Annotated in this window: 20 protein-coding genes and 4 tRNA genes; 3 read left to right on the plus strand and 21 right to left on the minus strand. The window is 55.6% G+C overall.

The window, feature by feature from the left end; all coding sequences use genetic code 11:
- Nucleotides 1-29: 29 nt before the first annotated feature.
- The 10 genes from WFK59_RS15725 to tam form a co-directional block, all read right to left on the minus strand.
- Nucleotides 30-106, minus strand: a tRNA-Arg gene (locus WFK59_RS15725).
- Nucleotides 107-164: 58 nt separating this feature from the next.
- Nucleotides 165-241 (minus strand) — tRNA-Arg (locus tag WFK59_RS15730).
- Nucleotides 242-460: 219 nt separating this feature from the next.
- Nucleotides 461-537 (minus strand) — tRNA-Arg (locus tag WFK59_RS15735).
- 8 nt (nucleotides 538-545) lie between these two features.
- Nucleotides 546-638, minus strand: a tRNA-Ser gene (locus WFK59_RS15740).
- A gap of 284 nt (nucleotides 639-922) precedes the next feature.
- Nucleotides 923-1,108 (minus strand): carbon storage regulator CsrA, encoded by a 186-nt coding sequence (csrA, locus tag WFK59_RS15745; RefSeq protein WP_008927091.1) that lies wholly within the window; start codon nucleotides 1,106-1,108, stop codon nucleotides 923-925.
- 250 nt (nucleotides 1,109-1,358) lie between these two features.
- On the minus strand, nucleotides 1,359-3,986 hold the full coding sequence (alaS, locus tag WFK59_RS15750) for an alanine--tRNA ligase (RefSeq protein ID WP_336756359.1): 2,628 nt from the start codon (nucleotides 3,984-3,986) through the stop codon (nucleotides 1,359-1,361).
- A 133-nt stretch (nucleotides 3,987-4,119) separates the two neighbouring features.
- Nucleotides 4,120-4,638: a regulatory protein RecX gene (locus tag WFK59_RS15755; RefSeq protein WP_233987301.1), complete on the minus strand. Its 519-nt coding sequence runs from the start codon at nucleotides 4,636-4,638 to the stop codon at nucleotides 4,120-4,122.
- Nucleotides 4,639-4,765: 127 nt separating this feature from the next.
- Entirely contained in the window at nucleotides 4,766-5,836 is a 1,071-nt protein-coding gene (gene recA, locus WFK59_RS15760) for a recombinase RecA (protein ID WP_094121087.1), read from the minus strand.
- A gap of 96 nt (nucleotides 5,837-5,932) precedes the next feature.
- Nucleotides 5,933-6,427 carry a nicotinamide-nucleotide amidase gene (gene pncC / locus WFK59_RS15765; protein ID WP_233987300.1) on the minus strand — a complete coding sequence of 165 codons (495 nt, stop codon included), beginning with the start codon at nucleotides 6,425-6,427 and terminating at the stop codon, nucleotides 5,933-5,935.
- A 105-nt stretch (nucleotides 6,428-6,532) separates the two neighbouring features.
- A complete protein-coding gene (gene tam, locus WFK59_RS15770) occupies nucleotides 6,533-7,309 on the minus strand; it encodes a trans-aconitate 2-methyltransferase (RefSeq protein ID WP_336756363.1) in 777 nt (258 codons plus the stop codon).
- Nucleotides 7,310-7,475: 166 nt separating this feature from the next.
- Between tam and WFK59_RS15775 the strand changes: the two genes are divergently transcribed.
- Nucleotides 7,476-8,363, plus strand: a complete 888-nt coding sequence (locus WFK59_RS15775; protein ID WP_233987298.1) for a dihydrodipicolinate synthase family protein — start codon at nucleotides 7,476-7,478, stop codon at nucleotides 8,361-8,363.
- 34 nt (nucleotides 8,364-8,397) lie between these two features.
- On the opposite strand, the gene WFK59_RS15780 is transcribed toward WFK59_RS15775, so the two are convergent.
- The 7 genes from WFK59_RS15780 to WFK59_RS15810 all read right to left on the minus strand — a co-directional run bounded on the left by WFK59_RS15780 (nucleotide 8,398) and on the right by WFK59_RS15810 (nucleotide 18,238).
- Nucleotides 8,398-8,733: a zinc ribbon domain-containing protein YjdM gene (locus WFK59_RS15780; RefSeq protein ID WP_233987297.1), complete on the minus strand. Its 336-nt coding sequence runs from the start codon at nucleotides 8,731-8,733 to the stop codon at nucleotides 8,398-8,400.
- 80 nt (nucleotides 8,734-8,813) lie between these two features.
- Nucleotides 8,814-9,896 (minus strand): lytic murein transglycosylase B, encoded by a 1,083-nt coding sequence (gene mltB / locus WFK59_RS15785; protein ID WP_336756364.1) that lies wholly within the window; start codon nucleotides 9,894-9,896, stop codon nucleotides 8,814-8,816.
- 147 nt (nucleotides 9,897-10,043) lie between these two features.
- Nucleotides 10,044-10,721: a respiratory nitrate reductase subunit gamma gene (gene narI, locus WFK59_RS15790; RefSeq protein WP_233987295.1), complete on the minus strand. Its 678-nt coding sequence runs from the start codon at nucleotides 10,719-10,721 to the stop codon at nucleotides 10,044-10,046.
- The gene (gene narJ, locus WFK59_RS15795; RefSeq protein ID WP_336756366.1) at nucleotides 10,718-11,446 is read right to left on the minus strand and encodes a nitrate reductase molybdenum cofactor assembly chaperone; all 729 of its coding nucleotides are present in this window, start codon (nucleotides 11,444-11,446) and stop codon (nucleotides 10,718-10,720) included. The genes narI and narJ overlap by 4 nt, the downstream gene beginning before the upstream one ends.
- Nucleotides 11,443-12,987 carry a nitrate reductase subunit beta gene (narH, locus tag WFK59_RS15800; protein WP_336756367.1) on the minus strand — a complete coding sequence of 515 codons (1,545 nt, stop codon included), beginning with the start codon at nucleotides 12,985-12,987 and terminating at the stop codon, nucleotides 11,443-11,445. The genes narJ and narH overlap by 4 nt, the downstream gene beginning before the upstream one ends.
- Entirely contained in the window at nucleotides 12,984-16,745 is a 3,762-nt protein-coding gene (locus WFK59_RS15805; RefSeq protein WP_336756369.1) for a nitrate reductase subunit alpha, read from the minus strand. The genes narH and WFK59_RS15805 overlap by 4 nt, the downstream gene beginning before the upstream one ends.
- 101 nt (nucleotides 16,746-16,846) lie before the next feature.
- Nucleotides 16,847-18,238 carry a NarK family nitrate/nitrite MFS transporter gene (locus WFK59_RS15810; RefSeq protein ID WP_233987291.1) on the minus strand — a complete coding sequence of 464 codons (1,392 nt, stop codon included), beginning with the start codon at nucleotides 18,236-18,238 and terminating at the stop codon, nucleotides 16,847-16,849.
- A 315-nt stretch (nucleotides 18,239-18,553) separates the two neighbouring features.
- Here WFK59_RS15810 and narL point away from each other — a divergent pair, with 315 nt between their 5' ends.
- Nucleotides 18,554-19,201, plus strand: a complete 648-nt coding sequence (gene narL / locus WFK59_RS15815; RefSeq protein WP_262287757.1) for a two-component system response regulator NarL — start codon at nucleotides 18,554-18,556, stop codon at nucleotides 19,199-19,201.
- A gap of 291 nt (nucleotides 19,202-19,492) precedes the next feature.
- Nucleotides 19,493-22,054: a DNA mismatch repair protein MutS gene (mutS, locus tag WFK59_RS15820; RefSeq protein WP_233987290.1), complete on the plus strand. Its 2,562-nt coding sequence runs from the start codon at nucleotides 19,493-19,495 to the stop codon at nucleotides 22,052-22,054.
- Between the two features lie 172 nt (nucleotides 22,055-22,226).
- On the opposite strand, the gene rpoS is transcribed toward mutS, so the two are convergent.
- From rpoS to surE, 4 genes are all read right to left on the minus strand, one after another.
- Entirely contained in the window at nucleotides 22,227-23,219 is a 993-nt protein-coding gene (gene rpoS / locus WFK59_RS15825; RefSeq protein WP_031374757.1) for an RNA polymerase sigma factor RpoS, read from the minus strand.
- Between the two features lie 57 nt (nucleotides 23,220-23,276).
- Complete coding sequence (gene nlpD, locus WFK59_RS15830) at nucleotides 23,277-24,377, minus strand: murein hydrolase activator NlpD (RefSeq protein ID WP_233987289.1); 1,101 nt, start codon at nucleotides 24,375-24,377, stop codon at nucleotides 23,277-23,279.
- Between the two features lie 162 nt (nucleotides 24,378-24,539).
- Nucleotides 24,540-25,166, minus strand: a complete 627-nt coding sequence (locus tag WFK59_RS15835; RefSeq protein ID WP_031374755.1) for a protein-L-isoaspartate(D-aspartate) O-methyltransferase — start codon at nucleotides 25,164-25,166, stop codon at nucleotides 24,540-24,542.
- Nucleotides 25,160-25,921: a 5'/3'-nucleotidase SurE gene (surE, locus tag WFK59_RS15840; RefSeq protein WP_233987288.1), complete on the minus strand. Its 762-nt coding sequence runs from the start codon at nucleotides 25,919-25,921 to the stop codon at nucleotides 25,160-25,162. Before surE ends, WFK59_RS15835 begins: the two co-directional genes overlap by 7 nt.
- Nucleotides 25,922-25,988: the final 67 nt, after the last annotated feature.

Here is a 25,988-nt window from a genome sequence, read left to right on the forward strand (position 1 = left end):
AGAAATCAACCTGGGAATGATACTAAGAATGGTGCATCCAGGAGGATTCGAACCTCCGACCGCTCGGTTCGTAGCCGAGTACTCTATCCAGCTGAGCTATGGATGCATTGGGGAATAACTTTTTTATGGACTTACAGAAATCAACCTGGGAATGATACTAAGAATGGTGCATCCAGGAGGATTCGAACCTCCGACCGCTCGGTTCGTAGCCGAGTACTCTATCCAGCTGAGCTATGGATGCATTGGTTTAATTCTTGTACAACGCAGGGTGCTAACTACTCACCATGAAAGGAATTGCTAGTTCACTTTACTTCTTTTATTCCGAATGGTGCATCCAGGAGGATGACTCAGCTTGCGCTTCGCCCTGCGGGCCGTTGCTGAAGCAACGTTATCCTCCTTAGTGCGGCCTGAACGCTAATGCGTCATGTCACACCGAGGCACTTCTCCATATTCGAAAATATGGTGCATCCAGGAGGATTCGAACCTCCGACCGCTCGGTTCGTAGCCGAGTACTCTATCCAGCTGAGCTATGGATGCATCGGAAATGGCGGTGAGGGAGGGATTCGAACCCTCGATACAGCTTTTGACCGTATACTCCCTTAGCAGGGGAGCGCCTTCAGCCTCTCGGCCACCTCACCTTACGCGTTCTTCCGAACTGCGCCGCTGAACTTTGTTTCCGCTCATCGGCACTGCGTGGCGCACATATTACTTTCCCGGACTTTTAAGTCAAACAATTTTTCCGAAACTTTGTTTGATTGAGCAAATCACACACAATTGGGACAAAATGGCGACAAAAAGAGTGAATTATCAACAATGAAAGATGATGGAGTTAACAAAAAAGGGGATAAGCGGGAGAAAAGAAAAAGGCAGGTTTTACGCAAAAAGCGGTAGCGCCTCGCACAAGTGCGAGACGCTGAATCCGTTAAACGCTGGTTTGTTGCGTTTTTTCAGCCTGGATGCGTTGATAGATCTCTTCGCGATGCACAGACACTTCTTTCGGAGCGTTAACCCCGATGCGAACCTGGTTACCTTTAACACCCAGCACCGTTACAGTCACCTCATCACCGATCATGAGGGTTTCACCAACTCGACGAGTTAGAATAAGCATTCTTTGCTCCTTGAAAGATTAAAAGAGTCGGGCTTGTACAGGCTCCCGGCATTATCCATCATTTAACGCTGCACAATGAGTATGAGAAATACACCAATGCACATCGATGCGCTAATACATTCTGCTGATAGTTAGTTTAGCCGAAATACACTACATCAACCTGACTTTGTCATTTGCTGCTTTAACATCCTATTAAAAAGCGCCGGAACAACCGTTCTGACGCTTTATACGATGCCTTGTTTTAATTCACTTACAGACGGCTGCTGACCCAGTCCTCAACCCCTGCTAAAGCGCCTTTGAGAGCACCCGCATCGGTTCCGCCAGCCTGCGCCATATCCGGGCGACCACCGCCTTTTCCACCGACCTGCTGCGCCAGACCCGCAATCAGTTCACCGGCTTTAACCCGATCGGTCAGATCTTTGGTCACACCTGCGATCAACGACACTTTACCTTCCGCCACCGTTGCTAACACGATGATGGCAGAGCCAAGCTGGTTTTTCAGGTCATCGACCATGGTGCGCAACATTTTCGGCTCGACATTACTCAGCTCACTGACCAGCAGCTTCACCCCTTTTACATCGATGGCATTGCTGCTCAATGACGCACTTTCCTGCGCAGCTTGCTGATCGCGCAGCTGCTGTAACTCTTTCTCCAGCGCCCGTACGTGATCAACCAGACCGCGTACTTTCTCATTCAGGTTGCTGCTGTTGGCTTTCACCAGCTGCGCCAGATCCTGTAGCTGGCTGCTCTGGGCGTTAACCTGCGCCAGCGCACCTTCACCAGTAATCGCTTCAATACGACGAATACCGGCTGCAGTCCCTGACTCCGCCTGAATGCGGAACAGGCCGATGTCGCCGGTACGTGCCGCGTGAGTCCCGCCGCACAGCTCAACTGAGAAATCACCCATGGTCAGCACGCGCACGCGCTGATCGTATTTCTCACCAAACAGCGCCATGGCACCTTTGGACTTCGCCGCTTCAAGATCCATCACTTCAGTTTCCACCGGCAAGTTGCGGCGAATCTGCGCGTTGACGATATCTTCGACCTGACGAATCTCCTGAGGTTTCATCGCTTCGAAATGCGAGAAGTCGAAACGCAGGTACTTATCGTTAACCAGTGACCCTTTCTGCGCTACATGATCACCCAGGACCTGACGCAGTGCGGCATGTAATAAGTGAGTAGCGGAGTGGTTCAGACGGATACGCGCCCGGCGTGCCGCATCAACTACAGCCTCAAGGCGATCGCCGATACGTAATTGCCCTGACGTCAGCTTACCGATATGACCGATCGCCTGACCATATTTTTGTGTATCCTGCACGCTAAATTCAGCATTCTTCCCTGTCAGCACGCCGGTATCACCCACCTGGCCGCCTGATTCACCGTAGAATGGCGTTTCATCCAGCACCACAACCGCGTCCTGACCGGCGGTGACTTCATTTACCGCCTCGCCCGCCACGTAGAGAGCTTTCACCGTAGCCGCTAAATCCAGCTGGTCATAACCTTTGAAAGAAGACGCCGCATCGATACGAATAACGTTGCTGTAATCCGCCCCGAAACCACTCGCTTCACGTGCACGCTGGCGCTGTTGTTCCATCGCCTGCTCAAAGCCCGCTTCGTCAATCTTCAGGTTGCGCTCGCGGCAAACATCTGCCGTCAGGTCAGCCGGGAAGCCAAAGGTGTCATACAGACGGAACACCGTTTCGCCATCCAGCGTATCGCCCTGCAGTTTCGCCAGCTCTTCATCCAGCAGCGCTAAGCCACGCTCCAGTGTCTTAGCGAACTGCTCTTCTTCGCTTTTCAGTACCTGCTCAACCTGAGCCTGCTGACGCTGTAACTCTTCACCGGCCGATCCCATCACCTCAACCAGTGGCGCGACCAGCTTATAGAAGAATGCATCTTTCGCACCCAGCATGTTGCCATGACGTACGGCGCGACGAATGATGCGACGCAGCACGTAGCCGCGGTTCTCATTCGACGGGATCACCCCATCGGCAATCAGGAAGGCGCAGGAACGAATGTGGTCAGCAATCACGCGCAGTGATTTGTTGCTGAGATCGGTCGCACCGGTCACCTGCGCAACTGCCTGAATCAGTTTCTGGAACAGGTCAATTTCATAGTTAGAGTTGACGTGCTGCAGCACGGCAGAAATGCGCTCAAGGCCCATACCGGTATCAACCGACGGTTTCGGCAGCGGCAGCATGGTGCCATCCGCCTGACGATTGAACTGCATAAAGACGATGTTCCAGATCTCTATGTAGCGGTCGCCATCCTCTTCCGGGCTGCCCGGCGGTCCACCCCAGATGTGATCGCCGTGATCGTAGAAAATCTCGCTGCAGGGACCACAAGGACCGGTATCGCCCATCTGCCAGAAGTTATCTGACGCGTAAGCACCGCCTTTGTTGTCGCCGATACGAATAATGCGCTCGTGCGGCACGCCAATCTCGTTGGCCCAGATGGCGTAAGCCTCGTCATCGGTCTCATATATCGTGACCCACAGACGCTCTTTTGGCAGGCCGAACCACTGCTCGCTCGTCAACAGTTCCCAGGCAAAAGCAATGGCCTCTTTCTTGAAGTAGTCACCGAAGCTGAAATTGCCCAGCATTTCAAAGAAAGTGTGGTGACGTGCGGTGTAGCCGACATTTTCAAGATCGTTGTGTTTACCGCCGGCACGCACGCAGCGTTGTGAGGTGGTCGCGCGAGAATAATCACGCTTGTCCTGGCCGAGGAACACATCTTTGAACTGGTTCATTCCGGCGTTGGTAAACAGCAACGTCGGATCGTTATTCGGTACGAGGGAGCTGCTGGTTACAACCTGATGTCCCTTGCTATGAAAAAAGTCGAGAAACGCTTGACGGATCTCAGCAGTGCTCTTGCTCATATATATCCTGGAATCACGCTAACGAACGTTCCATCTTCTCCGCGATGCCACATCCTGGCGGCGCCCGATGAGAGGAACAAAAAGTGGGAATAAGATAAATTTTCTTCAGTGGGAAGTAAAATTACATCGGCTTTTAGTCGTCAAAATTTCTGAAAACGGACTGAATATCTTCGGTCATGAAGCCTTTTGACTGAAGATAGCGCAGGACTTTGGCTTTCTCTTTCCATTCTTTCGGTAACGGATGACCAAATTTACGCTCAGCCAGCTGGGCAGCGCAGGCAGACCAGTCAACCTCGGTCTCTTCCATCGCAATATCAATTGCTTCGCGATCGATTCCTTTTTGCGCCAGCTCCATACGCACCCGTTGTGAACCAAAACCTTTGCGGCTGCGGCTCTGAATAAAACGTTCGGTGAAACGCTCGTCGTTTAACCAGCCATTTTCCTGGCACCAGTTCAGCACTTTTTCCAGCAGCTCTTCGGTGACGATTTCCGGCTCTTTCTGCTGCGCCCATGCGGCACGCTGCGCCGACTGTTGCAGCTTGCGTGCTAGTTCTGCACGGCTGTGATCGCGCTGGCCCAGGATGCGCATCGCGCGATCGAGCAGACGAGAAAAGGAGACAACGTTGGATTGGGGCTGAGATTGTTCAGTCATACTGCGCACCTTGTACAAACGGGAGGAGGATTATGGCGACAGAACGGCAGAGAAGGAAGGTAAGAAAGGCAGGATGTCAGGTAAAGTAAAACAGCGGGAGTGGATAGCTCCACCCCCGCGTCAGTGATTAGAAGTCTTCGTTCGCTTCGCTCGCTGCGTTTTCCACTTTGTCAGCAGACTGCTCTGCTGCCAGTTTATCGTCAGCGCCGTTCAGTAGCATCTCACGTAACTTCATATCGATTTCGTTTGCCACAGCCGCATTCTCTTTCAGGAAGTTGCCGGCATTCGATTTACCCTGACCAATCTTATCGCCATTGTAGCTGTACCATGCACCCGCTTTTTCAATCAGCTTGTGCTTCACGCCCAGGTCGACCAGTTCGCCGAAGGTGTTGATACCTTCGCCGTACATGATCTGGAACTCAGCCTGTTTGAATGGCGCGGCGATTTTGTTTTTCACCACTTTAACGCGGGTCTCACTGCCGACTACGTTATCGCCCTCTTTGATGGCACCGATACGGCGGATATCAAGACGGACAGAGGCGTAGAACTTCAGCGCGTTACCCCCGGTGGTGGTTTCCGGGTTACCAAACATCACACCAATTTTCATACGGATCTGGTTGATGAAGATCAGCAGCGTGTTGGACTGTTTCAGGTTACCGGCCAGCTTACGCATCGCCTGGCTCATCATACGTGCCGCAAGGCCCATGTGAGAGTCACCGATTTCACCTTCGATTTCCGCTTTCGGCGTCAGGGCCGCCACGGAGTCAACGATGATGACGTCAACCGCGCCTGAACGTGCCAGCGCATCACAAATCTCCAGCGCCTGCTCACCGGTATCGGGCTGTGAACAGAGCAGGTTGTCGATGTCTACGCCCAGTTTCTTGGCGTAAACCGGGTCCAGCGCATGTTCCGCATCGATAAAGGCACAGGTTTTGCCTTTACGCTGTGCCGACGCAATCACCTGCAGGGTCAGCGTGGTTTTACCTGAAGACTCTGGTCCGTAAATCTCAACGATACGGCCCATTGGCAGACCGCCTGCACCTAATGCAATATCCAGTGACAGCGAACCGGTAGAGATGGTTTCCACATCCATTGAGCGGTCTTCACCCAAGCGCATGATGGAGCCTTTACCAAATTGCTTCTCAATCTGGCCCAGCGCGGCAGCTAAAGCCTTTTGTTTGTTTTCATCAATCGCCATTTCAACTCCTAATCAAGCCGGGTAAACACGCACTCATGGGTGCCTGCACTCTTTCTGTTGCCGACAATTATACTGTATAGTCATACAGTATCAAGTTTAATTTGTCAGAAATTCGCCATACAGCTTCTGCAATGCCCAGCCAACGGACTGACGACGTACCGCCTCACGGTCACCGGCGAAATGCTGCTGAAAAGTCAGGGTTTTATCTTGCGGACCGGCAAAACCAAACCAGACGGTGCCGACTGGCTTCTCCTCACTGCCGCCATCCGGCCCGGCAATACCGCTTACCGAAATAGCATAGTCCGCCTGGGCCGCGTGTCGGGCGCCCAGCGCCATTTCACGCACCACGGCTTCACTCACCGCCCCGTACTGTTCCAGCGAGGTGGCCTGCACACCTACCAGCTGCTGCTTGGCATCATTGCTGTAGGTCACGAAGCCACGTTCAAACCAGGCGGAGCTGCCGCTGATGTCAGTAAATACCTTAGCAATCCACCCGCCGGTGCAGGATTCGGCACAGGTCACGGTGGCGTTCTGCTGTTTAAGCTTCTCACCTATCTGCGCGCTAAGCGCCTGCAACTGCTGATCATCCATCGCGTTTCTCCCTCAGGTCGTGGGTTGAACGTGGAGCAATATCATCACGTTTTCAAGCCCTCTATCCAGTATTGCGCGCTTTTTGCGACCTGCTTTCCCTGAACATCAGGTTTTTTTCACCGCCACAATAAACAGACGCGGGAAAGCGAGCAGAACCTGACCATCGCGCTGCGCCGGATAGGCGCTGAGCAGACGCTGATGATAGGCCGCCAGAAAATCGGCCTGGCTGGCGTCATCCAGCGGGGCCAGAAATGGACGCAGACCGGTCGCCTGGAGCCAGCTGATAATCGCCTGAGCATCGGCCATCACGTGATAATAGGTGGTGCGCCAGATATCCACTTCGCAACCCGCCTGAGTCAGCAGATCGTAATATTCCCCGCCGGAGAGCAGCTGTTTACGGTCTGCCGTCTCCGCACCGATACGCGTGCGCCAGGGCTCGGCCGCCGCCACTTCGCGCATTAATTGATGCGAGGGTTCATTGAGATTATCGGGCATCTGTACCGCCAACACGCCGCCGGGCGCCAGCTGTTTTACCAGATGGGGAAACAGCACGGCATGGTTATCCAGCCATTGCAAAGAGGCGTTGGCATAAATCACCTGCTGAGGCGCTTCCGCCTGCCAGCTGCGGATATCCGCCTGTACAAAATGGCAGTGCGGTAACCGTTCGCGCGCCTGGGCTAGCATCGCGGCAGAACTGTCGAGACCGCAGACTGTTGCCAGCGGCCAGGCCTCCGTCAGCAGTTCAGTGCTGTTGCCCGGACCGCAGCCCAAATCGGTGACCTGTTCAACCTCTTCAGAGCTGATGCGCGCCAGCAGCTCACGCGCCGGACGGGTACGTTCCGCCTCAAATTTGCGATACAGCACAGGATCCCACTCTTTCATGCTCACCTCCGGTTGCGTTATCTGACGTGACCGCTTGTTAAGACGCTTTAAAAGCGGAAAAGTGCGACCCATTGCTCAATTCTGAATCGAATACTGGTAGTGGTCAGGGTGAATAATTAAGTTAAAACATTGTTTCATTTTTCCGAAACGTCTTCAGGAGTGAGTCATGACTGCAGAATCTGCCTTTGCCGGTGTCTGGTGCCCCTCAGTTACCCCATTTAATGCGCAGGGTGCCCTCGATATCGATGCGCTCGGACGCCATTTTTCCCGCCTTAACGCTTCAGGCATTGATACCTTACTGATCATGGGCAGCATTGGCGAGTTCGCCTCACTGACGCAGCAGGAACGCTTACAGCTGATCAAAGAAGCCCGGCCATTGTCGCCGTTAAAAATGGTGGCTAACGTCTCTGCCACCTGTATTCCCGATATGCTGACGCTGGCGGATGCGGCATGGAAAAGTGGTTACGACGCGGTTATGGTGCTGCCGCCCTACTATTACGGCCAGACGCAGGCGCAGCTGATGCACTACTTTGAAGCACTCGATCAACAGCTAGGCGGAAAGTGGTTTGCCTATAACTTTCCGGCACGTACCGGCTGCGATCTGACCCCGACGCTGGTCGCTGCGTTAGCCGCAAAATTACCCAATTTCGTCGGCATCAAGGATACGGTGGACTGCCTGTCACACAACCGGGCAATGATTGAAGAGACCAGGAAGGTGCGCAGTGATTTTGCGGTGCTGTCGGGCTATGACGAATATCTGCTGCCTAACTTGCTGGCGGGCGGTGCCGGCGTCATTTCAGGGCTGAATAATATTGTGCCGGAGGTTTTTGCGCAGATGATGCAGGCGTGGCGTGACGGCAATCTGGCTGAGCTGACCCGTCTCCAGCAGCAGATCGGTCGGTTGATGGCAATTTACAGTATCGGCGATGATTTTGTGACCACCATTAAAACCGCGGTGTCGCGTCGCTATGACTCAATGGGGAGCGCGTCGCGTAATTATGGCGGCAGCTTAGATGCGCAGCAGTGCGCGGCGCTGGATCGGTTGTTCAGTTAGCTTCTGTCACGGGCGCGTCCCTGCGCCCGTCAGCTCAGTTCTTTTTCACGAACTCAGATTTTAATTTCATTGGACCAAAACCGTCGATCTTACAATCGATGTTGTGATCCCCTTCCACCAGACGAATGCTTTTCACTTTGGTGCCAATCTTCAGGGAAGAAGAGCTGCCCTTCACTTTAAGATCTTTAATCACCGTGACGCTGTCGCCATCTGCCAGCAGATTACCGTTAGCATCGCGCACTTCCAGCGTTTGATTGCTGCTTTCGCTTTCCGCCTCGGTCCAGATATGACCACAGGAAGGACAGTTAAGGTTATCGCCGTCTTGCCAGGTATAATCGGCGTGACAGGCTGGGCAGGCAGGTAAAGACATAACGACTCCAGAGATAACAGTGGCGGATAGGCCTGAAAAAGGGCGTTATCATATAACCTTACTGTTAATAAGGACAGCCTTTATAGCAGCCCGCCCTGACGCGCCTTACTCACCGCCTCACCTAACTGCCACACCGCCATCGCGTAATGGGTGCTGTGGTTATAACGGGTAATGACATAAAAATTGGGTAAGCCGTACCAGTACTGATAGCTGGTACCGAGATCAAGCCGTAACAGGCTCACTTCATCATTACCGTTGAGCGATCCCTGCGGTGACAGGCCGGAAGCGGCCAGCATGCTGACGCTGTAGCGGGTTTTGAAGCCATCGTCGAGCAGCGGCGCCTGACCACTGGCCGGAACCGCGATGTTCTCGCCGCTGCGCCAGCCGTGCTGCTGGAAGTAGTGAGCCACGCTGCCGATGGCATCCACCGGATCCCACAGGTTGGCATGGCCGTCGCCGTTGAAGTCAACCGCATACTCTTTGTAGGACGACGGCATGAACTGACCATAGCCCATCGCCCCGGCAAAGGAGCCTTTAAGCGCCAGCGGATCGTCCTGTTCGTTACGCGCCATCAACAGAAAAGTTTCCAGCTCGCTGCTGAAGTAAGCGGCGCGGCGCGGATAGTTAAAGGATAAGGTAGCGAGCGCATCGAGAATACGCGTTTTGCCCATCACGCGGCCCCAGCGCGTTTCGACGCCAATAATCCCGACGATGATTTCAGGCGGAACGCCGTAAACCTGCTGTGCGCGCTGCAGCGCATCCTGATATTGATCCCAGAATGCCACACCATTCTGGACGTTATCTGGCGTAATAAACTTATTGCGGTAGCGAATCCAGGCACCGTTCGGCCCCGGCGCTGGCGTATAGCTTGGTGCCTGGCGATCCATCAGGCGCAGCACGTAATCCAGCCGTTTGGCCTGACCCAGAATGTTATGCAACTGCTGACGATCGAAGCCGTGCTTCTCCACCATCTGATCGATAAATTGTTCCGCGGCCGGATTACCGGCGAAGTCACCCGACATTGCCGATCCACTGTGCGACGGCTGGAGTAAAAATCCACCTTGCGGCGCAGCCAGCATCTTTTGCTGTTGGGAAACCTCAGGTTTGCTGCTGCAGGAGGCCAGTAACGGGATGAACGCAAGGAGAGCTAGCTTGAGACGCATCGGTTATCCATAAACGAGGGGTAAATTCAGATGCGCTAATAGTAGTCGTTCAGCGCAACGACATACAGGTCAAATTCTTAAAAAAACGTCAAGGCTGTCGCCTGAAAAACGGCCACCGGATGCGCAGTTCCGGTGGCCGTTAGTGGCTTAGCGGCGGTTTCTGACCAGCTGATAGCGGCGGGTCAGATACTCCACCGGCGCACTCCAGATATGGACCAGCCGGCAGAACGGAAACAGCAGGAACAGCGTCATTCCCAGCACCATGTGGATGCGGTAAATCAGCGCTACGCCGTCAAGATGCTGTGATGCGCCACCGTGGAAGGTCACCACTGCCTGCGCCCAGCCCACCAGCTTCATCATCTCACTGCCATCCATATGCTGTGCCGAGAAAGGAATGGTCAGCAAGCCCAGCGTCGCCTGCGCCACCAGTAAGCTCAGGATAAGAATATCGCCGACGCTGCTGGTGGCCCGCACCCGCGGATTCATCAGACGGCGTTTCAGCAGCAATGCCCCGCCCGCCAGGGTCATCGCGCCAAACAGCCCACCGGCAATCATCGCCAGCTTCTGTTTAACGTCGATCGGCAGAAAGGATTCATACATCCAGTGCGGCGTCAGCATCCCGACGATGTGACCGAAAAAAATGCCGATGATGCCAATGTGGAACAGGTTGGACGCGAGACGCATTCCTTTTTTGTCCAGCATCTGACTGGAGCCGGCCCGCCAGCTGTACTGTCCGTAGTCATAGCGCAGCCAGCTGCCGACCAGAAACACCGTTCCGGCAAGATAGGGGTAAATATCAAAGAAGAAAGTGTTGATAAAATTCATGCTGATTCTCCTGTGGCGCGCGTTGTCGCCTGAGCAACATCCAGATACTGCGGCGCAACCGCGTCGGCAAAACGGCGCTGATGCGCCGCCTGCTGTGCCGAAGCACAGCCCTGTTCACCGAGAAATTTAATCTGCTCCTCTTCCCAGACGGCATCCAGCGCCGCTGGGGTATCGTCGCGCGCTTCCTGCGCCACCTGCGGGCGTAACGCGTCAGGCTGGATCGCGGTGCCTGAAAGCGCTAACAGTGCGCTGAACAGATCGGCATAAGGACTCTGACGTTCCACCAGCCGCGCCGCCAGCAGCGCCAGAATCGGTGCGATATCCTCCAGCCCCTGACGCGCCTCGTCAGCCGTTTTACAGGCGAGGTATTCGAGGTAGAGCGGCAGATAATCAGGCAGCTCTTTGCTGTCCAGCTCCAGCCCATCGGCCCGATACTGCGCCAGCAAATCGACCATCGCCTGGCCGCGATCGCGTGACTCGCCATGCACATGTTCAAACAACAGCAGCGAGGTGGCGCGGCCGCGATCAAACAGCTCGCAGTAATCAGCCTGCACGTCGAGCAGTGGCCGGGCGCAGAGCTGATTAATAAAGCGCACCAGCTTTGCGCTCTGCTGCAGGTTCAGTTCACAGGCGCTTTCCAGCGCCTCGATCAGCGCCTGATGATGGTTAAACAGCGCCTCATCCGGATAATCGAGCAGGCGCGACAGCACACGTAGCGCAATCATGATGCATCCTCCGGACGTACGGTTTTTTTACTGATGTCGATGGCATCAATACGGCGGCTGTTAAACAGGTTGAATTTGCTGTCGCTGCCGTGGCAGCCATCGCCGAAGCTAAAGCCGCAGCCTTTACTTTCCGGGAAGGCTTCACGCGCCAGTTCACGATGGTTGGACGGCACCACAAAGCGATCTTCGTAATTGGCAATCGCCAGATAACGGTACATCTCCTGCGCCTGCGCCTCGCTCAGGCCAACCTGCTCCAGCGCCCGCACATCCCGTTCACCTTCGACGCTTTCCGCTCGCTTGTAGTGACGCATCGCCAGCATCCGTTTCAGCGCCAGCAGCACCGGCGCGGTATCACCGGCGGTCAGCAGGTTCGCCAGGTACTCAACCGGAATGCGAAGGCTTTCAACATCCGGCAGCACGCCGGTGTGTGCCAGCGCGCCACCGTCAACGGCTGACTGGATTGGCGACAATGGCGGCACATACCACACCATCGGCAAAGTGCGATATTCAGGGTGCAGCGGCAGCGCCAGCTTCCACTCCATCGCCATTTTGTACACCGGTGAACGTTGCGCCGCGTCGATCACACTCTGCGCGACGCCATCTTTCAGCGCCTGGGCGATCACCGCCGGATCGTTGGGATCAAGGAAGATATCCAGCTGGCTCTGATAGAGATCTTTTTCATTCTCCGCCGAAGCAGCCTGCTCAATGCGGTCAGCGTCATACAGCAGCACGCCGAGATAGCGGATACGACCGACGCAGGTTTCCGAGCAGACGGTGGGCTGACCGGCTTCAATCCGCGGATAACAGAAAATACATTTCTCTGATTTGCCGCTCTTCCAGTTGAAGTAGATCTTTTTGTACGGACAGCCGGTGAGGCACATCCGCCAGCCACGGCATTTATCCTGATCAATCAGTACGATGCCATCTTCACCACGTTTGTAGATGGCACCACTCGGACAGGTCGCTACGCAGGCCGGGTTGAGGCAATGCTCACACAGGCGCGGCAGGTACATCATGAAGGTGTGTTCGAACTGGCCGTAAATATCCTTCTGGATATTATCGAAGTTCTTATCCTGCGAGCGTTTGGCAAACTCACCGCCGAGGATCTCTTCCCAGTTCGGACCATTTTCAATTTTCTTCATTCGCTGACCGGTGATCAGCGAACGCGGACGCGCGATCGGCTGATGCTTACCGGCCGGTGCGTTGTGCAGATGCTGATAGTCGAAATCGAACGGCTCGTAGTAATCATCCAGCGCCGGCACATCCGGATTGGCGAAGATTTTTGACAGCACACCGACACGGTTACCCATGCGCGGCTCCAGCTTACCGTTGATTTTCCGAATCCAGCCGCCCTTCCACTTCTGCTGATCTTCCCAGGCGTGGGGATAGCCAACGCCTGGTTTACTTTCGACGTTATTGAACCAGGCGTACTCCATCCCTTCGCGGCTGGTCCAGACGTTTTTGCAGGTCACCGAGCAGGTGTGGCAACCGATACATTTGTCGAGGTTCAGCACCATGCCGACCTGTGAACGAATTTTCATGGTTTTACCTCCTGCTGGCTGCCCTGACAGGCGTCGTTACCTTCACCGTCTAACCAGTTAACGTTGTTCATTTTTCTCACCACCACGAACTCATCACGGTTTGAGCCGACGGTGCCGTAGTAGTTAAAGCCCCAGGAGAGCTGCGCGTAGCCGCCGATCATGTGGGTCGGTTTCGGACAGGTACGGGTGACCGAGTTGTGGATACCGCCGCGCTGGCTGGTGATCTCAGAACCCGGGATATTCACGATGCGCTCCTGAGCGTGATACATCATGGTCATGCCAGCCGGAATACGCTGGCTCACCACCGCACGCGCGGTCAGCGCACCGTTAGCGTTGAACGCCTCGATCCAGTCGTTATCGACGATCCCCAGCTCGCGCGCATCCTCTTCGCTCATCCAGACAATCGGGCCGCCGCGTGACAGCGTCAGCATCAGCAGGTTATCGCTGTAGGTGGAGTGGATGCCCCATTTCTGGTGTGGCGTCAGGAAGTTCAGCGCCTTCTCCGGATTCCCGTTGGGTTTGCTGTTCAGCAACGGCTTCGCCGCGCGGGTATCGATTGGCGGACGGTAGACCAGCAGGCTTTCGCCAAAGGCGCGCATCCACTCATGATCCTGATAGAGCTGCTGACGACCACTCAGGGTGCGCCACGGGATCAGCTCATGCACGTTGGTGTAGCAGGCGTTATACGAAACATGTTCATCTTCCAGACCGGACCAGGTCGGGCTGGAGATAATTTTGCGCGGCTGTGCCTGGATATCGCGGAAGCGGATCTTCTCATCTTCTTTATTGAGCGCCAGGTGGGTGTGGTCACGCCCGGTAATTACGCCCAGCGCCTGCCAGGCTTTCACCGCCACCTGACCGTTGGTTTCCGGCGCCAGCGCCAGAATCACCTCGGCTGCGTCGATGGCCGTATCAATATTCGGCCGTCCCGCCGCCGGGCCATCCGCTTTGACATAGTTAAGCTGCTTGAGGAAATCGACCTCTTTCTGGGTATTCCAGCCGATGCCCTTGCCGCCGTTACCCAGGGTATCGAGCAGCGGACCCAGCGAAGTAAAGCGCGCCCAGGTGGCCGGATAGTCACGCTCCACCACCATAATGTGTGGCGCGGTTTTACCCGGAATCAGCTCACATTCGCCTTTTTTCCAGTCTTTCGCCTCAAAAGGCTGCGCCAGTTCGGCTGGCGAATCGTGCAGTACCGGCAGCGTGACTACATCGGTTTCTACCCCTAAATGGCCAGGGCAGAGATCGGAAAAGGCTTTCGCGATGCCCTTATAAATCTCCCAGTCGCTTTTTGAATCCCAGGCGGGATCAACGGCAGCCGAGAGCGGATGAATAAACGGATGCATATCCGAGGTATTCATATCGTCTTTTTCATACCAGGTGGCAGTTGGCAGCACCACATCGGAATAAAGACAGGTGCTGGACATGCGGAAATCGAGCGTAACGACCAGATCGAGCTTGCCTTCTGCTCCCTGATCCTGCCACTCCACCTCTTCCGGCTTGACGCGGCCCTGCTGGCCTAAATCTTTGCCCTGAATACCGTTTTCCGTACCCAGCAGGTACTTCAGCATGTACTCATGCCCTTTACCGGATGAGCCGAGCAGGTTGGAGCGCCAGACAAACAGGTTGCGCGGGAAGTTCTGCGGATCGTCTGGCTGTTCAGCGGCGAAACGCATCGTTCCGTTTTTCAGGCTCTCCACGGTGTAATCCAGCGGCGACTGACCGGCGGCTTTCGCCTGGGCGGCGATGCGTAACGGGTTGACGTTAAGCTGAGGCGCAGATGGCAGCCAGCCCATGCGTTCGGAACGCACGTTGAGATCGATCAGGCTGCCGCTGTAGCGACTTTTATCGGCCAGCGGCGACAGCAGCTCGCTGGTGGCCAGCGTTTCATAACGCCACTGGCTGGAGTGGTTATAGAAAAAGGAGGTGCTGTTCATCTGACGTGGCGGACGTTGCCAGTCGAGACCAAACGCCAGCGGTGCCCAGCCGGTCTGCGGACGCAACTTCTCCTGGCCAACGTAGTGCGCCCAGCCACCCCCGCTCTGCCCGACGCAGCCGCAGAAGATCAGCATGTTCATCAGGCCACGGTAGTTCATATCCATGTGATACCAGTGGTTCATACCGGCACCGACGATAATCATTGAACGGCCACGGGTCTTCTCGGCGTTTTCGGCAAACTCACGGGCGATGCGGATGATGTTCTGACGTGATACGCCGGTAATCTGTTCCGCCCAGGCCGGGCTGTACGCTTTGATCTCGTCGTAAGTTTGCGCGCAGTTGGCATCGTCCAGCCCGCGCTCCAGCCCATAGTTAGCCAGCGTCAGATCGTAGACGCTGGTGACCAGCGCTTCGCTGCCATCGGCCAGTTGCAGACGTTTTACCGGCAGCTTATGCAGCAGGATCTCATCCAGCGCCACGCTGTTGAAATGTTCGCTGGTGATGCCGCCAAAGTAAGGGAAACCCACCTCAACCACCTCGTCATGGCTGCCCAGCAGGCTAAGCTGCAGTTCAACTTCCTGCTGTGACGCGCCGTCACGCTGCTCAAGGTTCCATTTGCCCTTTTCACCCCAGCGGAAGCCGATTGAACCCTGCGGTGCCACCAGCTGGCCGGTCGCTTCGTTGATCGCCACCGTTTTCCATTCAGGATTATTCTGCTGGCCCAGCCCGTCGACCAGATCGCTGGCGCGCAGCTGGCGTCCGGCGGCGTAATAACCGCCTTCACGCGGCTCCAGCAGCACCAGCATCGGCATGTCGGTATAACGACGCACGTAGTCGCTGAAATAGCTGACTTCGCGATCGAGGTGAAACTCTTTCAGCATCACATGGCCCATCGCCAGCGCCATCGCGCTGTCGGTGCCCTGTTTCGGATTCAGCCACTGGTCGCACAGCTTGGCGACTTCCGCATAGTCCGGCGTGACCGCCACGGTTTTGGTGCCTTTGTAACGCACCTCGGTAAAGAAGTGCGCATCCGGGGTACGCGTCTGCGGCACGTTTGAGCCCCAGGCGATGATGTAAGAGGAGTTATACCAGTCGGCTGATTCCGGTACGTCGGTCTGCTCACCCCAGGTCATCGGCGATGCCGGTGGCAGATCGCAATACCAGTCGTAAAAACTCAGGCAGGTGCCGCCAATCAGCGACAGATAACGCGCGCCCGCCGCATAAGAAACCATCGACATCGCCGGGATGGGCGAGAACCCCATCACCCGGTCCGGGCCGTAGGTTTTTGCGGTGCAGATGTTGGCGGCGGCGATCATCTCGTTGACCTCCTGCCAGCTGGAACGCACAAATCCACCGCGGCCGCGTGCCTGCTTGTAGCTTTTGGCTTTTTCCGGATTGCTGATAATCGAAGCCCAGGCATCGACCGGATCGCTGTGCTGCGTTTTCGCCTCGCGCCAGAGCTGAATCAGCTTCTTACGCATCAGCGGATATTTCAGCCGGTTCGCGCTGTAGAGATACCAGGAGTAGCTGGCGCCGCGCGGGCAGCCGCGGGGTTCATGATTTGGCAGATCGGGACGGGTTCGCGGATAGTCGGTCTGCTGCGTCTCCCAGGTCACCAGGCCATTTTTCACGTAGATCTTCCAGCTGCATGAGCCGGTGCAGTTCACGCCGTGAGTCGAGCGAACAATTTTATCGTGCTGCCAGCGACTGCGGTAACCATCTTCCCAGTCGCGATTACTGTTCAGGGTCTGGCCATGCTGGCCGGAAAACGGTTCTGCCAGCTGTTTGAAATAGCGAAACCGATCAAGAAACTTGCTCATCCGGAATACTCCTGAAGGCTTAGTGTGACATTGCTAACCCTGCGTCAGTGAGGACGCAGAAAGTGAATAATTGCCGGCGCGCCACGCCGGCATTGTTGTTATCAGGCGCGGGACTTGCGTGCGTAAACCAGCCAGGTAATGGCGATACAGCAGAGGTAAAACACCAGGAAAATCTTCATCGCACCGGCTGGCGAACCGGTCATTGAGAGCGACAGGCCAAAGGTCTGCGGAATGAAGAAGCCGCCCAGCGCGCCTATCGCAGAGATAAAGCCCAGCGCAGCGGACGTTTCGGTACCCGCTTCACGCAGGGCCAGCGCATCGTCGCCGCCTTCTGCTTTAATGCGATCCAGCGTGAGCTTGCGGAAAATCACCGCAATCATCTGATAAGTGGAGCCGCTACCCAGGCCGGCGGTCAGGAACAGGCCCATAAACACGGCGAAGAAGGCAACGAACGAGCCATCATGTCCGGCACCCGGCAGGGTGAGGAACAGCAGCGCCGCAAACAGCGCCATCAGCACATAGTTGATCAGCGTGACGCGGATACCGCCGAAACGGTCAGAAATGATGCCGCCTGCTGAACGGGCCAGTGCGCCAATAAACGGTCCGAAAAAGGCGTAATGCATGATCACAACATCAGGAAACTGCGTCTTCGTCAGCATGGCAAAACCGGCAGAGAAACCGATAAATGAGCCAAAGGTCGCCAGATAGAGCAGCGCCATGATCCACAGGTGCGGGCGTTTCAGCACCGGCAACTGCTCACGCAGCGAGGATTTGGCCGCTGCGAGGTCGTTCATGCCGAACCAGGCCGCCAGCATGCCGATCGCCAGTAACGGCACCCAGATCCAGGATGCATTTTCCAGCCAGATGCTGTCGCCGGTGACGGTGGTATGACCTACGTCGGCAAAACCAAAAATGGCACAGGAGATCGCCAGCGGGGCGACAAACTGCATCACGCTGACGCCAAGGTTACCCAGACCGCCGTTGATGCCCAGCGCGCCGCCCTGATGGGCTTTGGGGAAGAAGAAGCTGATATTGCCCATGCTGGAAGCAAAGTTAGCGCCACCGAAACCGCATAGCAGGGAAATCACCATAAAAGTCGTGAATGAGGTCTGGCTGTCCTGTACGGCAAAGCCGAGCCACAGGCAGGGAATGATCAGGATGCCGGTGCTGAAAGCGGTCCAGCGACGTCCTCCAAAGATGGGAATAACAAAAGAGTAAGGGACGCGCAGCAACGCGCCAGAAACCGACGGCAGCGCGGTCAGTAAAAAGAGCTGCTCGGTGCTAAAGTTAAAGCCAACTTTATTCAGGTTAACCGCGACAGTGCTGAACAGCATCCAGACGCAGAAGGCGAGCAGCAGACAGAAGACGGAGATCCACAGGTTACGGCTGGCGATACGTTTACCTTGCGCCTGCCAGAAAGCCTCATTTTCCGGCTGCCAGTCCTGAATTAACGCGCGTCGCGTTTCGGTTTGCAGTGGGGCGGATTGGGTCATAACTCTCTCATTAACAGGATAATAATTGTGCATATCCTGCGCATCTGACCTGGCGGGCAGCTTGATACAAATCAACCGCAAAGCAGGTTGTTAAGCACCGCAGGCCGGCGTTTATCCCGGTTAAGTAGATGAAGAAACAGCAAATAACCCTTAATTATCAGGGGTTTTTAAAGCAGGCGATGAAAACCGGTGAATGGCGGGTCGACCTGAGGAAATAAAGGAGTAGTCCATAAGGGGTATATAGCGACCCGGCTTCCCCGGTAAGATAGCGCTTTATCTCACTTCGCCCTGCGCGCGAACCCACGGAGTAGTGACGTGACGCCAGAAAAATTTACGCTGTTACTTATCGACGACCATCCCATGCTGCGTAACGGCCTGAAACAGCTGATTGCGCTGGATGAAAGGTTGCAGGTGGTCGCTGAAGCGGGTAACGGATTTGATGGCGTGGCGCTGGCACAGCAGCACGATCCTGACCTGATCCTGCTCGATCTCAATATGCCGGGCCTGAACGGTCTGGATACCCTGAGCCGGCTGCGCGAGATTTCGCTCTCTGGCCGGGTGGTGGTTTTCACTGTTTCCGACCATGAAGAGGATGTGGTCAGCGCCCTGAAACGCGGCGCCGACGGTTATCTGCTGAAAGACATGGAGCCGGAAGCGCTGCTGAAAGCACTGCATCAGGCGGCGGCTGGACAGACCGTTCTTAGCGAAGCCTTAACCCCGATTCTGGTCGCCCGGTTACGTGAAGACCGTCCTGCACCGGCACGGGATATCAATCAGCTCACGCGCCGCGAGCGCGATATTCTGCAACTGATCAGCGCCGGCATGACCAATAAAGCGATTGCCCGCAAACTGGCGATCAGTGAAAGTACGGTCAAAGTGCACGTCAAATACTTGCTGAAAAAGATGAACCTGAAATCACGGCTGGAAGCGGCGGTCTGGGCGCTGCAAAACGGACACGTTTAGCGCCAGCGTGAGACGCGCGCCGTCAGGCTGGTGCAACAGGATTCGCGATCAGTCTCGCAGCCGCAACACAACAGCGGAAAAACCGGCTTTTTTCTGTCGCCAGTTGCCTCCCCGGTTTGATAGGGTGCCGCTCAGGCGACAACGGCTGACGATACGGCGATGCATCAGGCTGGTATATCCACCACCCTATTCGTTATCATCAGCTTATCCTGCGCGCTGACGCTGAGCCGCTTCGGCTCATCAGGCGTCAGCAGCCAGAATCTTACCGCATTGAATATGAGTTAAAACCCTATGCAAGAGCCAACCGAAAAGGATTTTCCTTCCCATACGCCGATGATGCAGCAATACCTGCGACTCAAGGCGGAGCATCCTGACATTCTGCTGTTTTACCGTATGGGCGATTTCTACGAGCTGTTTTATGACGACGCAAAGCGCGCCTCGCAGTTGCTGGAAATTTCACTCACCAAACGCGGCGCTTCGGCTGGCGAACCGATTCCGATGGCTGGCGTACCTTATCATGCGGTCGAAAGTTATCTGGCGAAGCTGGTGCAGCTGGGTGAATCCGTGGCGATTTGTGAGCAGATCGGCGATCCCGCGCTGAGCAAAGGGCCGGTTGAGCGCAAAGTGGTGCGCATCGTCACGCCCGGCACCATCAGTGATGAGGCGCTGCTGCAGGAGCGGCAAGACAACCTGCTGGCGGCGATTGTTCAGGGTCCGCGCGGCTTTGGCTATGCCACGCTGGATATCAGTTCTGGCCGTTTTCGTCTGACTGAACCCGGCGATGCGGAAACCATGGCGGCAGAATTACAACGCACCAATCCCGCCGAGCTGCTCTATCCGGAAGATTTTCAGGCGATGTCGCTGATCGATCAGCGCCGCGGCCTGCGCCGTCGTCCGCTGTGGGAATTTGAGATTGATACCGCACGTCAGCAGCTGAACCTGCAGTTTGGCACCCGCGATCTCAACGGTTTCGGCGTCGAAAATGCCCACCTTGGTCTCAGTGCCGCCGGTTGCCTGCTGCAGTATGTCAAAGATACCCAGCGCACTACCCTGCCCCACATTCGCTCTCTGAGCATGGAGCGGCAGCAGGACAGCATCATTATGGATGCGGCAACCCGCCGTAACCTGGAAATTACCCAGAACCTGGCAGGTGGAACTGAAAATACCCTGGCGGCGGTGCTGGATAAAACCGTTACGCCGATGGGCAGCCGGATGCTGAAGCGCTGGCTGCATATGCCGCTGCGCGATGCCCGCATTATCAATCAGCGTCAGGAGTCGATTGCCGAGCTGCAAAATCTCAGCGAAACCCTGCAACCGGTGCTGCGCCAGGTTGGTGACCTGGAGCGTATTCTGGCGCGTTTAGCTCTGCGTACTGCACGTCCACGCGATCTGGCCCGGATGCGCCATGCGTTTCAGCAGTTGCCCGAGCTGAACCAGCTGCTGGCTGAGGTGGAGTCGGAACAGCTGAAACAGCTACGGACCCGGATGGGCGAATTTACCGACCTGCGCGAGCTGCTGGAGCGGGCGGTAATTGAATCGCCACCGGTGCTGATCCGTGATGGTGGCGTGATCGCGCCCGGCTACAACGCGGAACTGGATGAGTGGCGCGCCCTTGCTGACGGTGCCACCGACTATCTCGACAAGCTGGAGATCCGCGAGCGTGAAAAGCTGGGGCTGGATACGCTGAAGGTTGGCTTTAATGCGGTACATGGCTACTACATTCAGGTCAGCCGGGGTCAGAGTCATCAGGTGCCGATGCACTATGTCCGCCGCCAGACGCTAAAAAATGCCGAACGCTACATTATTCCGGAACTGAAAGAGTACGAAGATAAGGTGCTCACCTCGAAAGGCAAGGCGCTGGCGCTGGAAAAAAGCCTGTATGAGGCGCTGTTTGATCAGCTGTTACCGCATCTGGAAGCATTACAGCTGAGTGCCGCGGCGCTGGCTGAGCTGGATGTGCTTAGCAACCTGGCAGAACGCGCCTGGTCACTTAACTACTGCCGTCCGGTACTGCAGGACAAGCCAGGCATTAAAATCAGTGGTGGACGCCATCCGGTAGTGGAACAGGTACTGAAAGAGCCGTTCATTGCTAACCCGCTTTCGCTGGCACCGCAGCGCCGGATGCTGATCATTACCGGACCCAATATGGGCGGTAAAAGTACCTATATGCGACAGACTGCGCTGATTGCGCTGATGGCGTGGATTGGCAGCTTCGTACCGGCGGATGAAACGCTGATCGGTCCGCTGGATCGTATCTTCACCCGCGTTGGTGCGGCTGACGATCTGGCCTCCGGCCGTTCGACCTTTATGGTGGAGATGACCGAAACCGCTAACATCCTGCACAACGCCACCGAAAACAGCCTGGTGCTGATGGATGAGATTGGCCGTGGCACCTCAACCTACGATGGGTTATCGCTGGCCTGGGCCTGCGCCGAAAATCTGGCAAACCGCATCAAGGCGATGACGCTGTTCGCTACCCACTACTTTGAGCTGACCACCCTGCCGGAAAAAATGGAAGGCGTGGTCAATGTGCATCTGGATGCAGTGGAGCATGGCGACACCATCGCCTTTATGCACAGCGTACAGGATGGCGCAGCCAGCAAGAGTTATGGTCTTGCCGTCGCTGCACTGGCGGGCGTGCCAAAGGAAGTGATCAAGCGGGCGCGTAACAAGCTGAAGGAGCTGGAGACGGTTTCCAGCCACACCGCCTCTTCAACAGTAGATGGATCGCAACTGCCGCTGCTGGTTGAAGAGACCTCACCGGCGGTTGAAGCGCTTGAGGCACTGGACCCGGATACCCTGACGCCACGTCAGGCGCTGGAATGGATCTATCGTCTTAAATCGCTGGTGTAAACAGCGCGTGCATCCGGTCAGGCCTGATGCATGCGATGCTTTACTGGTGCCGTTATCAGCCGCCGCGCTGCGCGGATTCTCTCTGCTGCGCTTTTCCCTGAACAGCAGACATAAAAAAAGCGGTGGTTTTCACCACCGCTTTTCGCACTTAAATCAGTTATTCACGAAGCTGTTATTCCCGAAACAGAGCTTCAATGTTGAGGCCCTGCGCCTGCAGGATTTCGCGCAGACGGCGCAAACCTTCAACCTGAATCTGACGGACACGCTCACGGGTTAAACCAATTTCACGGCCTACATCTTCAAGCGTTGCCGCTTCATAGCCTAACAGGCCGAAACGACGTGCCAGCACTTCACGCTGCTTAGCGTTCAGTTCAAACAACCACTTAACGATGCTCTGTTTCATATCATCGTCTTGCGTGGTGTCTTCCGGTCCGTTGTCTTTTTCATCGGCCAGAATATCCAGCAACGCTTTTTCAGAATCTCCGCCTAATGGCGTATCAACTGAAGTGATGCGTTCGTTGAGACGCAACATACGGCTTACGTCATCAACCGGTTTATCCAGCTGCTCGGCGATCTCTTCCGCGCTTGGCTCATGGTCAAGCTTGTGGGAGAGTTCACGCGCAGTACGCAGATAAACGTTCAGTTCTTTAACAATATGAATCGGCAGACGAATGGTACGGGTTTGATTCATGATCGCCCGTTCAATAGTCTGACGAATCCACCAGGTGGCGTAAGTTGAGAAACGGAACCCGCGCTCCGGGTCAAACTTCTCAACGGCACGGATCAGGCCGAGGTTACCTTCTTCAATCAGGTCCAGCAGTGCTAAACCACGATTGCTGTAACGACGGGCGATCTTGACCACCAGGCGTAAGTTACTTTCGATCATGCGGCGACGGGAAGGGATGTCACCTCGCAATGCACGGCGAGCGAAGAGCACTTCTTCCTCTGCCGTTAACAACGGAGAATAGCCAATCTCCCCGAGATAGAGCTGCGTCGCATCTAACACACGTTGCGTCGCACCCTGTGATAACAACTCTTCTTCCGCTACGTCGTTATCACCAGGTTCGTTTTCGACGAGAGCCTTCTCATCAAAAACCTCTGCTCCATTCTCCTCGAATTCCGCGTTCTCATGTAACTCGTTTACTTTCAGCGTATTCTGGCTCATAAGCGGCTCCTACCCGTGATTCCAGGGCAGAACATCAAAAAAGTGCGTTCTGCCGGATTATCGCTGCGGTAAATAACGCAACGGGTTTACGGATTTCCCCTTGTAACGAATTTCAAAGTGTAATCTTACTGAACTGGTTCCGGTGCTACCCATGGTTGCGATCTTCTGCCCCGCCTTAACTTCCTGTTGTTCCCGGACCAGCATTGTATCGTTATGGGCGTAGGCACTCAGGTAATCATCATTGTGTTTGATGATGATCAGATTACCGTAACCCCGGAGCGCGTTACCTGCGTACACCACCCTTCCTGAAGCGGTAGCGACGACAGACTGTCCACGCGTGCCGGCGATATCGATACCTTTATTGCCGCCTTCGGCAGCAGAGAAGTTATCGATGATCTTCCCATCGGTCGGCCAACGCCAGCTTCCTACCGGCGTCGAGCTATTGGTTGTGCTGCTAACCGTTGGGGGTGCGGTAACCACTGGAGCTGTTGTCGTTGCAACATTTGCTCCTTTCGAAGGCAACAGTTTACTGCCGCTCGAACTACCCGAATCATCAGAATACGTAATAACAGGTTGCTGTGCAACAGCGGCAGATTTAATTTGTGGCGTGGTCGGAACACCGCCCTGCGTTGCATCAGCAACGGTAATGGCATTACCGCCAGTAATCGGCTGACCGGAACCGTTGCCAATCTGCAAAGTTTGCCCGACATTCAGGCTATACGGCGCCGGAACGTTGTTACGCTGGGCTAAATCGCGGAAATCGTTGCCGGTGATCCAGGCGATGTAAAACAATGTGTCGCCACGTTTTACGGTATATGTTTCGCCGGAGTAGCTACCTTTAGGAATATTCTGATAACTGCGGTTGTACACGATTCGGCCATTTTGCGTCTCCACATTATTATTGGCACTAACCATTCCGCCATTGCCAGAGGCAGATGCTGCACTTCCGCTTAACATTCCGCCCTGTGAAGGCATCGCGGGAACACCACCAGAGGCGCTTGCTGCGCCACTCTGGCTGCTGCTCATGCCGCCGCCATCACCAACGCGGCTAATGGGTGCTTGTGTGTTGTCGCTGGAGCTACAGCCTGCCAGCCAAAAACCTACCAGTGAAAGCGCCGCCAGACGGCGTAACTGAAAAATTGTGCTTCCCGTGCTCATTGATCCCCCGTGATGGCAACCCTGATGTACCTGTTTCACTGTACTTGCCAGCAGAATGCTCTGCGCGGCGCGATAAAATCTGCGTTTTTGTTGATTAAATTGGATAGTAACAATATCAAGTACGTGGTGCTATGAAACAGTTGTGAAGAAATACGAAGCCGGTCAGGCAAGATCGCCCTGAACCAGCGGCACAAACCGTACCGGCTCAATCGTTTCTTCAATAATTTCTTCGCCCTGACGGCGCAGACGTTTCAGCACCTGCTGATCTTCGCCGACCGGCAGCACCATAATGCCGCCTTCTGCCAGTTGCGCTATCAGCGCAATCGGAATTTCTGGCGGGGCTGCGGTAACGATGATGGCGTCGAACGGCCCGCGCGACGGCCAGCCCTGCCAGCCATCGCCATGTCGGGTCGAGACATTATGCAGATCGAGCTGTTTCAGGCGGCGCTTGGCCTGCCACTGCAGCCCTTTAATACGTTCAACTGAATAGACGTGATCCACCAGATGGGCGAGGATGGCGGTCTGATAGCCGGAACCGGTGCCGATTTCCAGCACCCGTGAATGCGGATTCAGCGCCAGCAGCGCCGTCATTCGCGCCACCATATAAGGCTGGGAGATGGTCTGGCCGGAGCCGATCGGCAGGGCCACATTATCCCAGGCTTTATGTTCAAAAGCCTCATCGATAAAGCGTTCACGCGGCACATCGCTGATGGCTTTCAGCAGGTTCTCGTCATCAATTCCCTGCTGACGCAGTTGTGACAGCAATGTCTCAATACGCCGATTCACCATGCCAGGTTCACCTCAGCTTTAGCCAGCCACTCATGCAGCACATCCTGGGCGCTGTGCGCGGTCAGATCGACATGCAGCGCAGTCACCGAGACATAGCCCTGATCCACCGCGGCAAAGTCGGTATCCGGACCGGCATCCAGCTTTTCCCCCGGCGGCCCAATCCAGTAAAGGGTGTTGCCGCGCGGGTCCTGCTGGGCGATAACCTGATCGGCAGGATGCCGGCTGCCACAGCGCGTCACGCGGATGCCTTTCAGCTCGGCCAGCGGCAGGTCCGGTACGTTGATGTTAAGAATGCGGCCGGTGCGTAGCGGTTGCTGCGTCAGCGCCTTGAGAATAGCGCAGGTCACCGCCGCCGCTGTCGCATAATGCTGATGACCATTGAGCGATACCGCTACCGCAGGCAGCCCCAGGTGACGCCCTTCCATCGCCGCCGCCACCGTGCCGGAATAGATCACATCATCCCCCAGATTGGGCCCAGCGTTGATTCCCGACACCACAATGTCGGGACGGGGCTGCATCAGCGCATTGACGCCAAGATAAACACAGTCTGTCGGCGTGCCCATCTGCACCGCGATATCCCCATTCTCATGAGTAAAGGTGCGCAGCGGCGTTTCCAGCGTTAATGAGTTCGACGCGCCGCTTCGGTTACGATCGGGCGCAACCACCTGCACTTCAGCAAAGTGCCGCAGGGCTTTCGCCAGCGTTTGAATACCTGGCGCGTGAATGCCGTCATCGTTGCTGAGCAATATCCGCATTTATTCTGACCTTTTTCTATTCGACTGGTCGCCGTGACAGGACCCGTTTGAACAGCATGGCAACAGG

The organism is Pantoea sp. USHLN298, assembly GCF_037149395.1.
GTDB lineage: Bacteria > Pseudomonadota > Gammaproteobacteria > Enterobacterales > Enterobacteriaceae > Pantoea > Pantoea astica.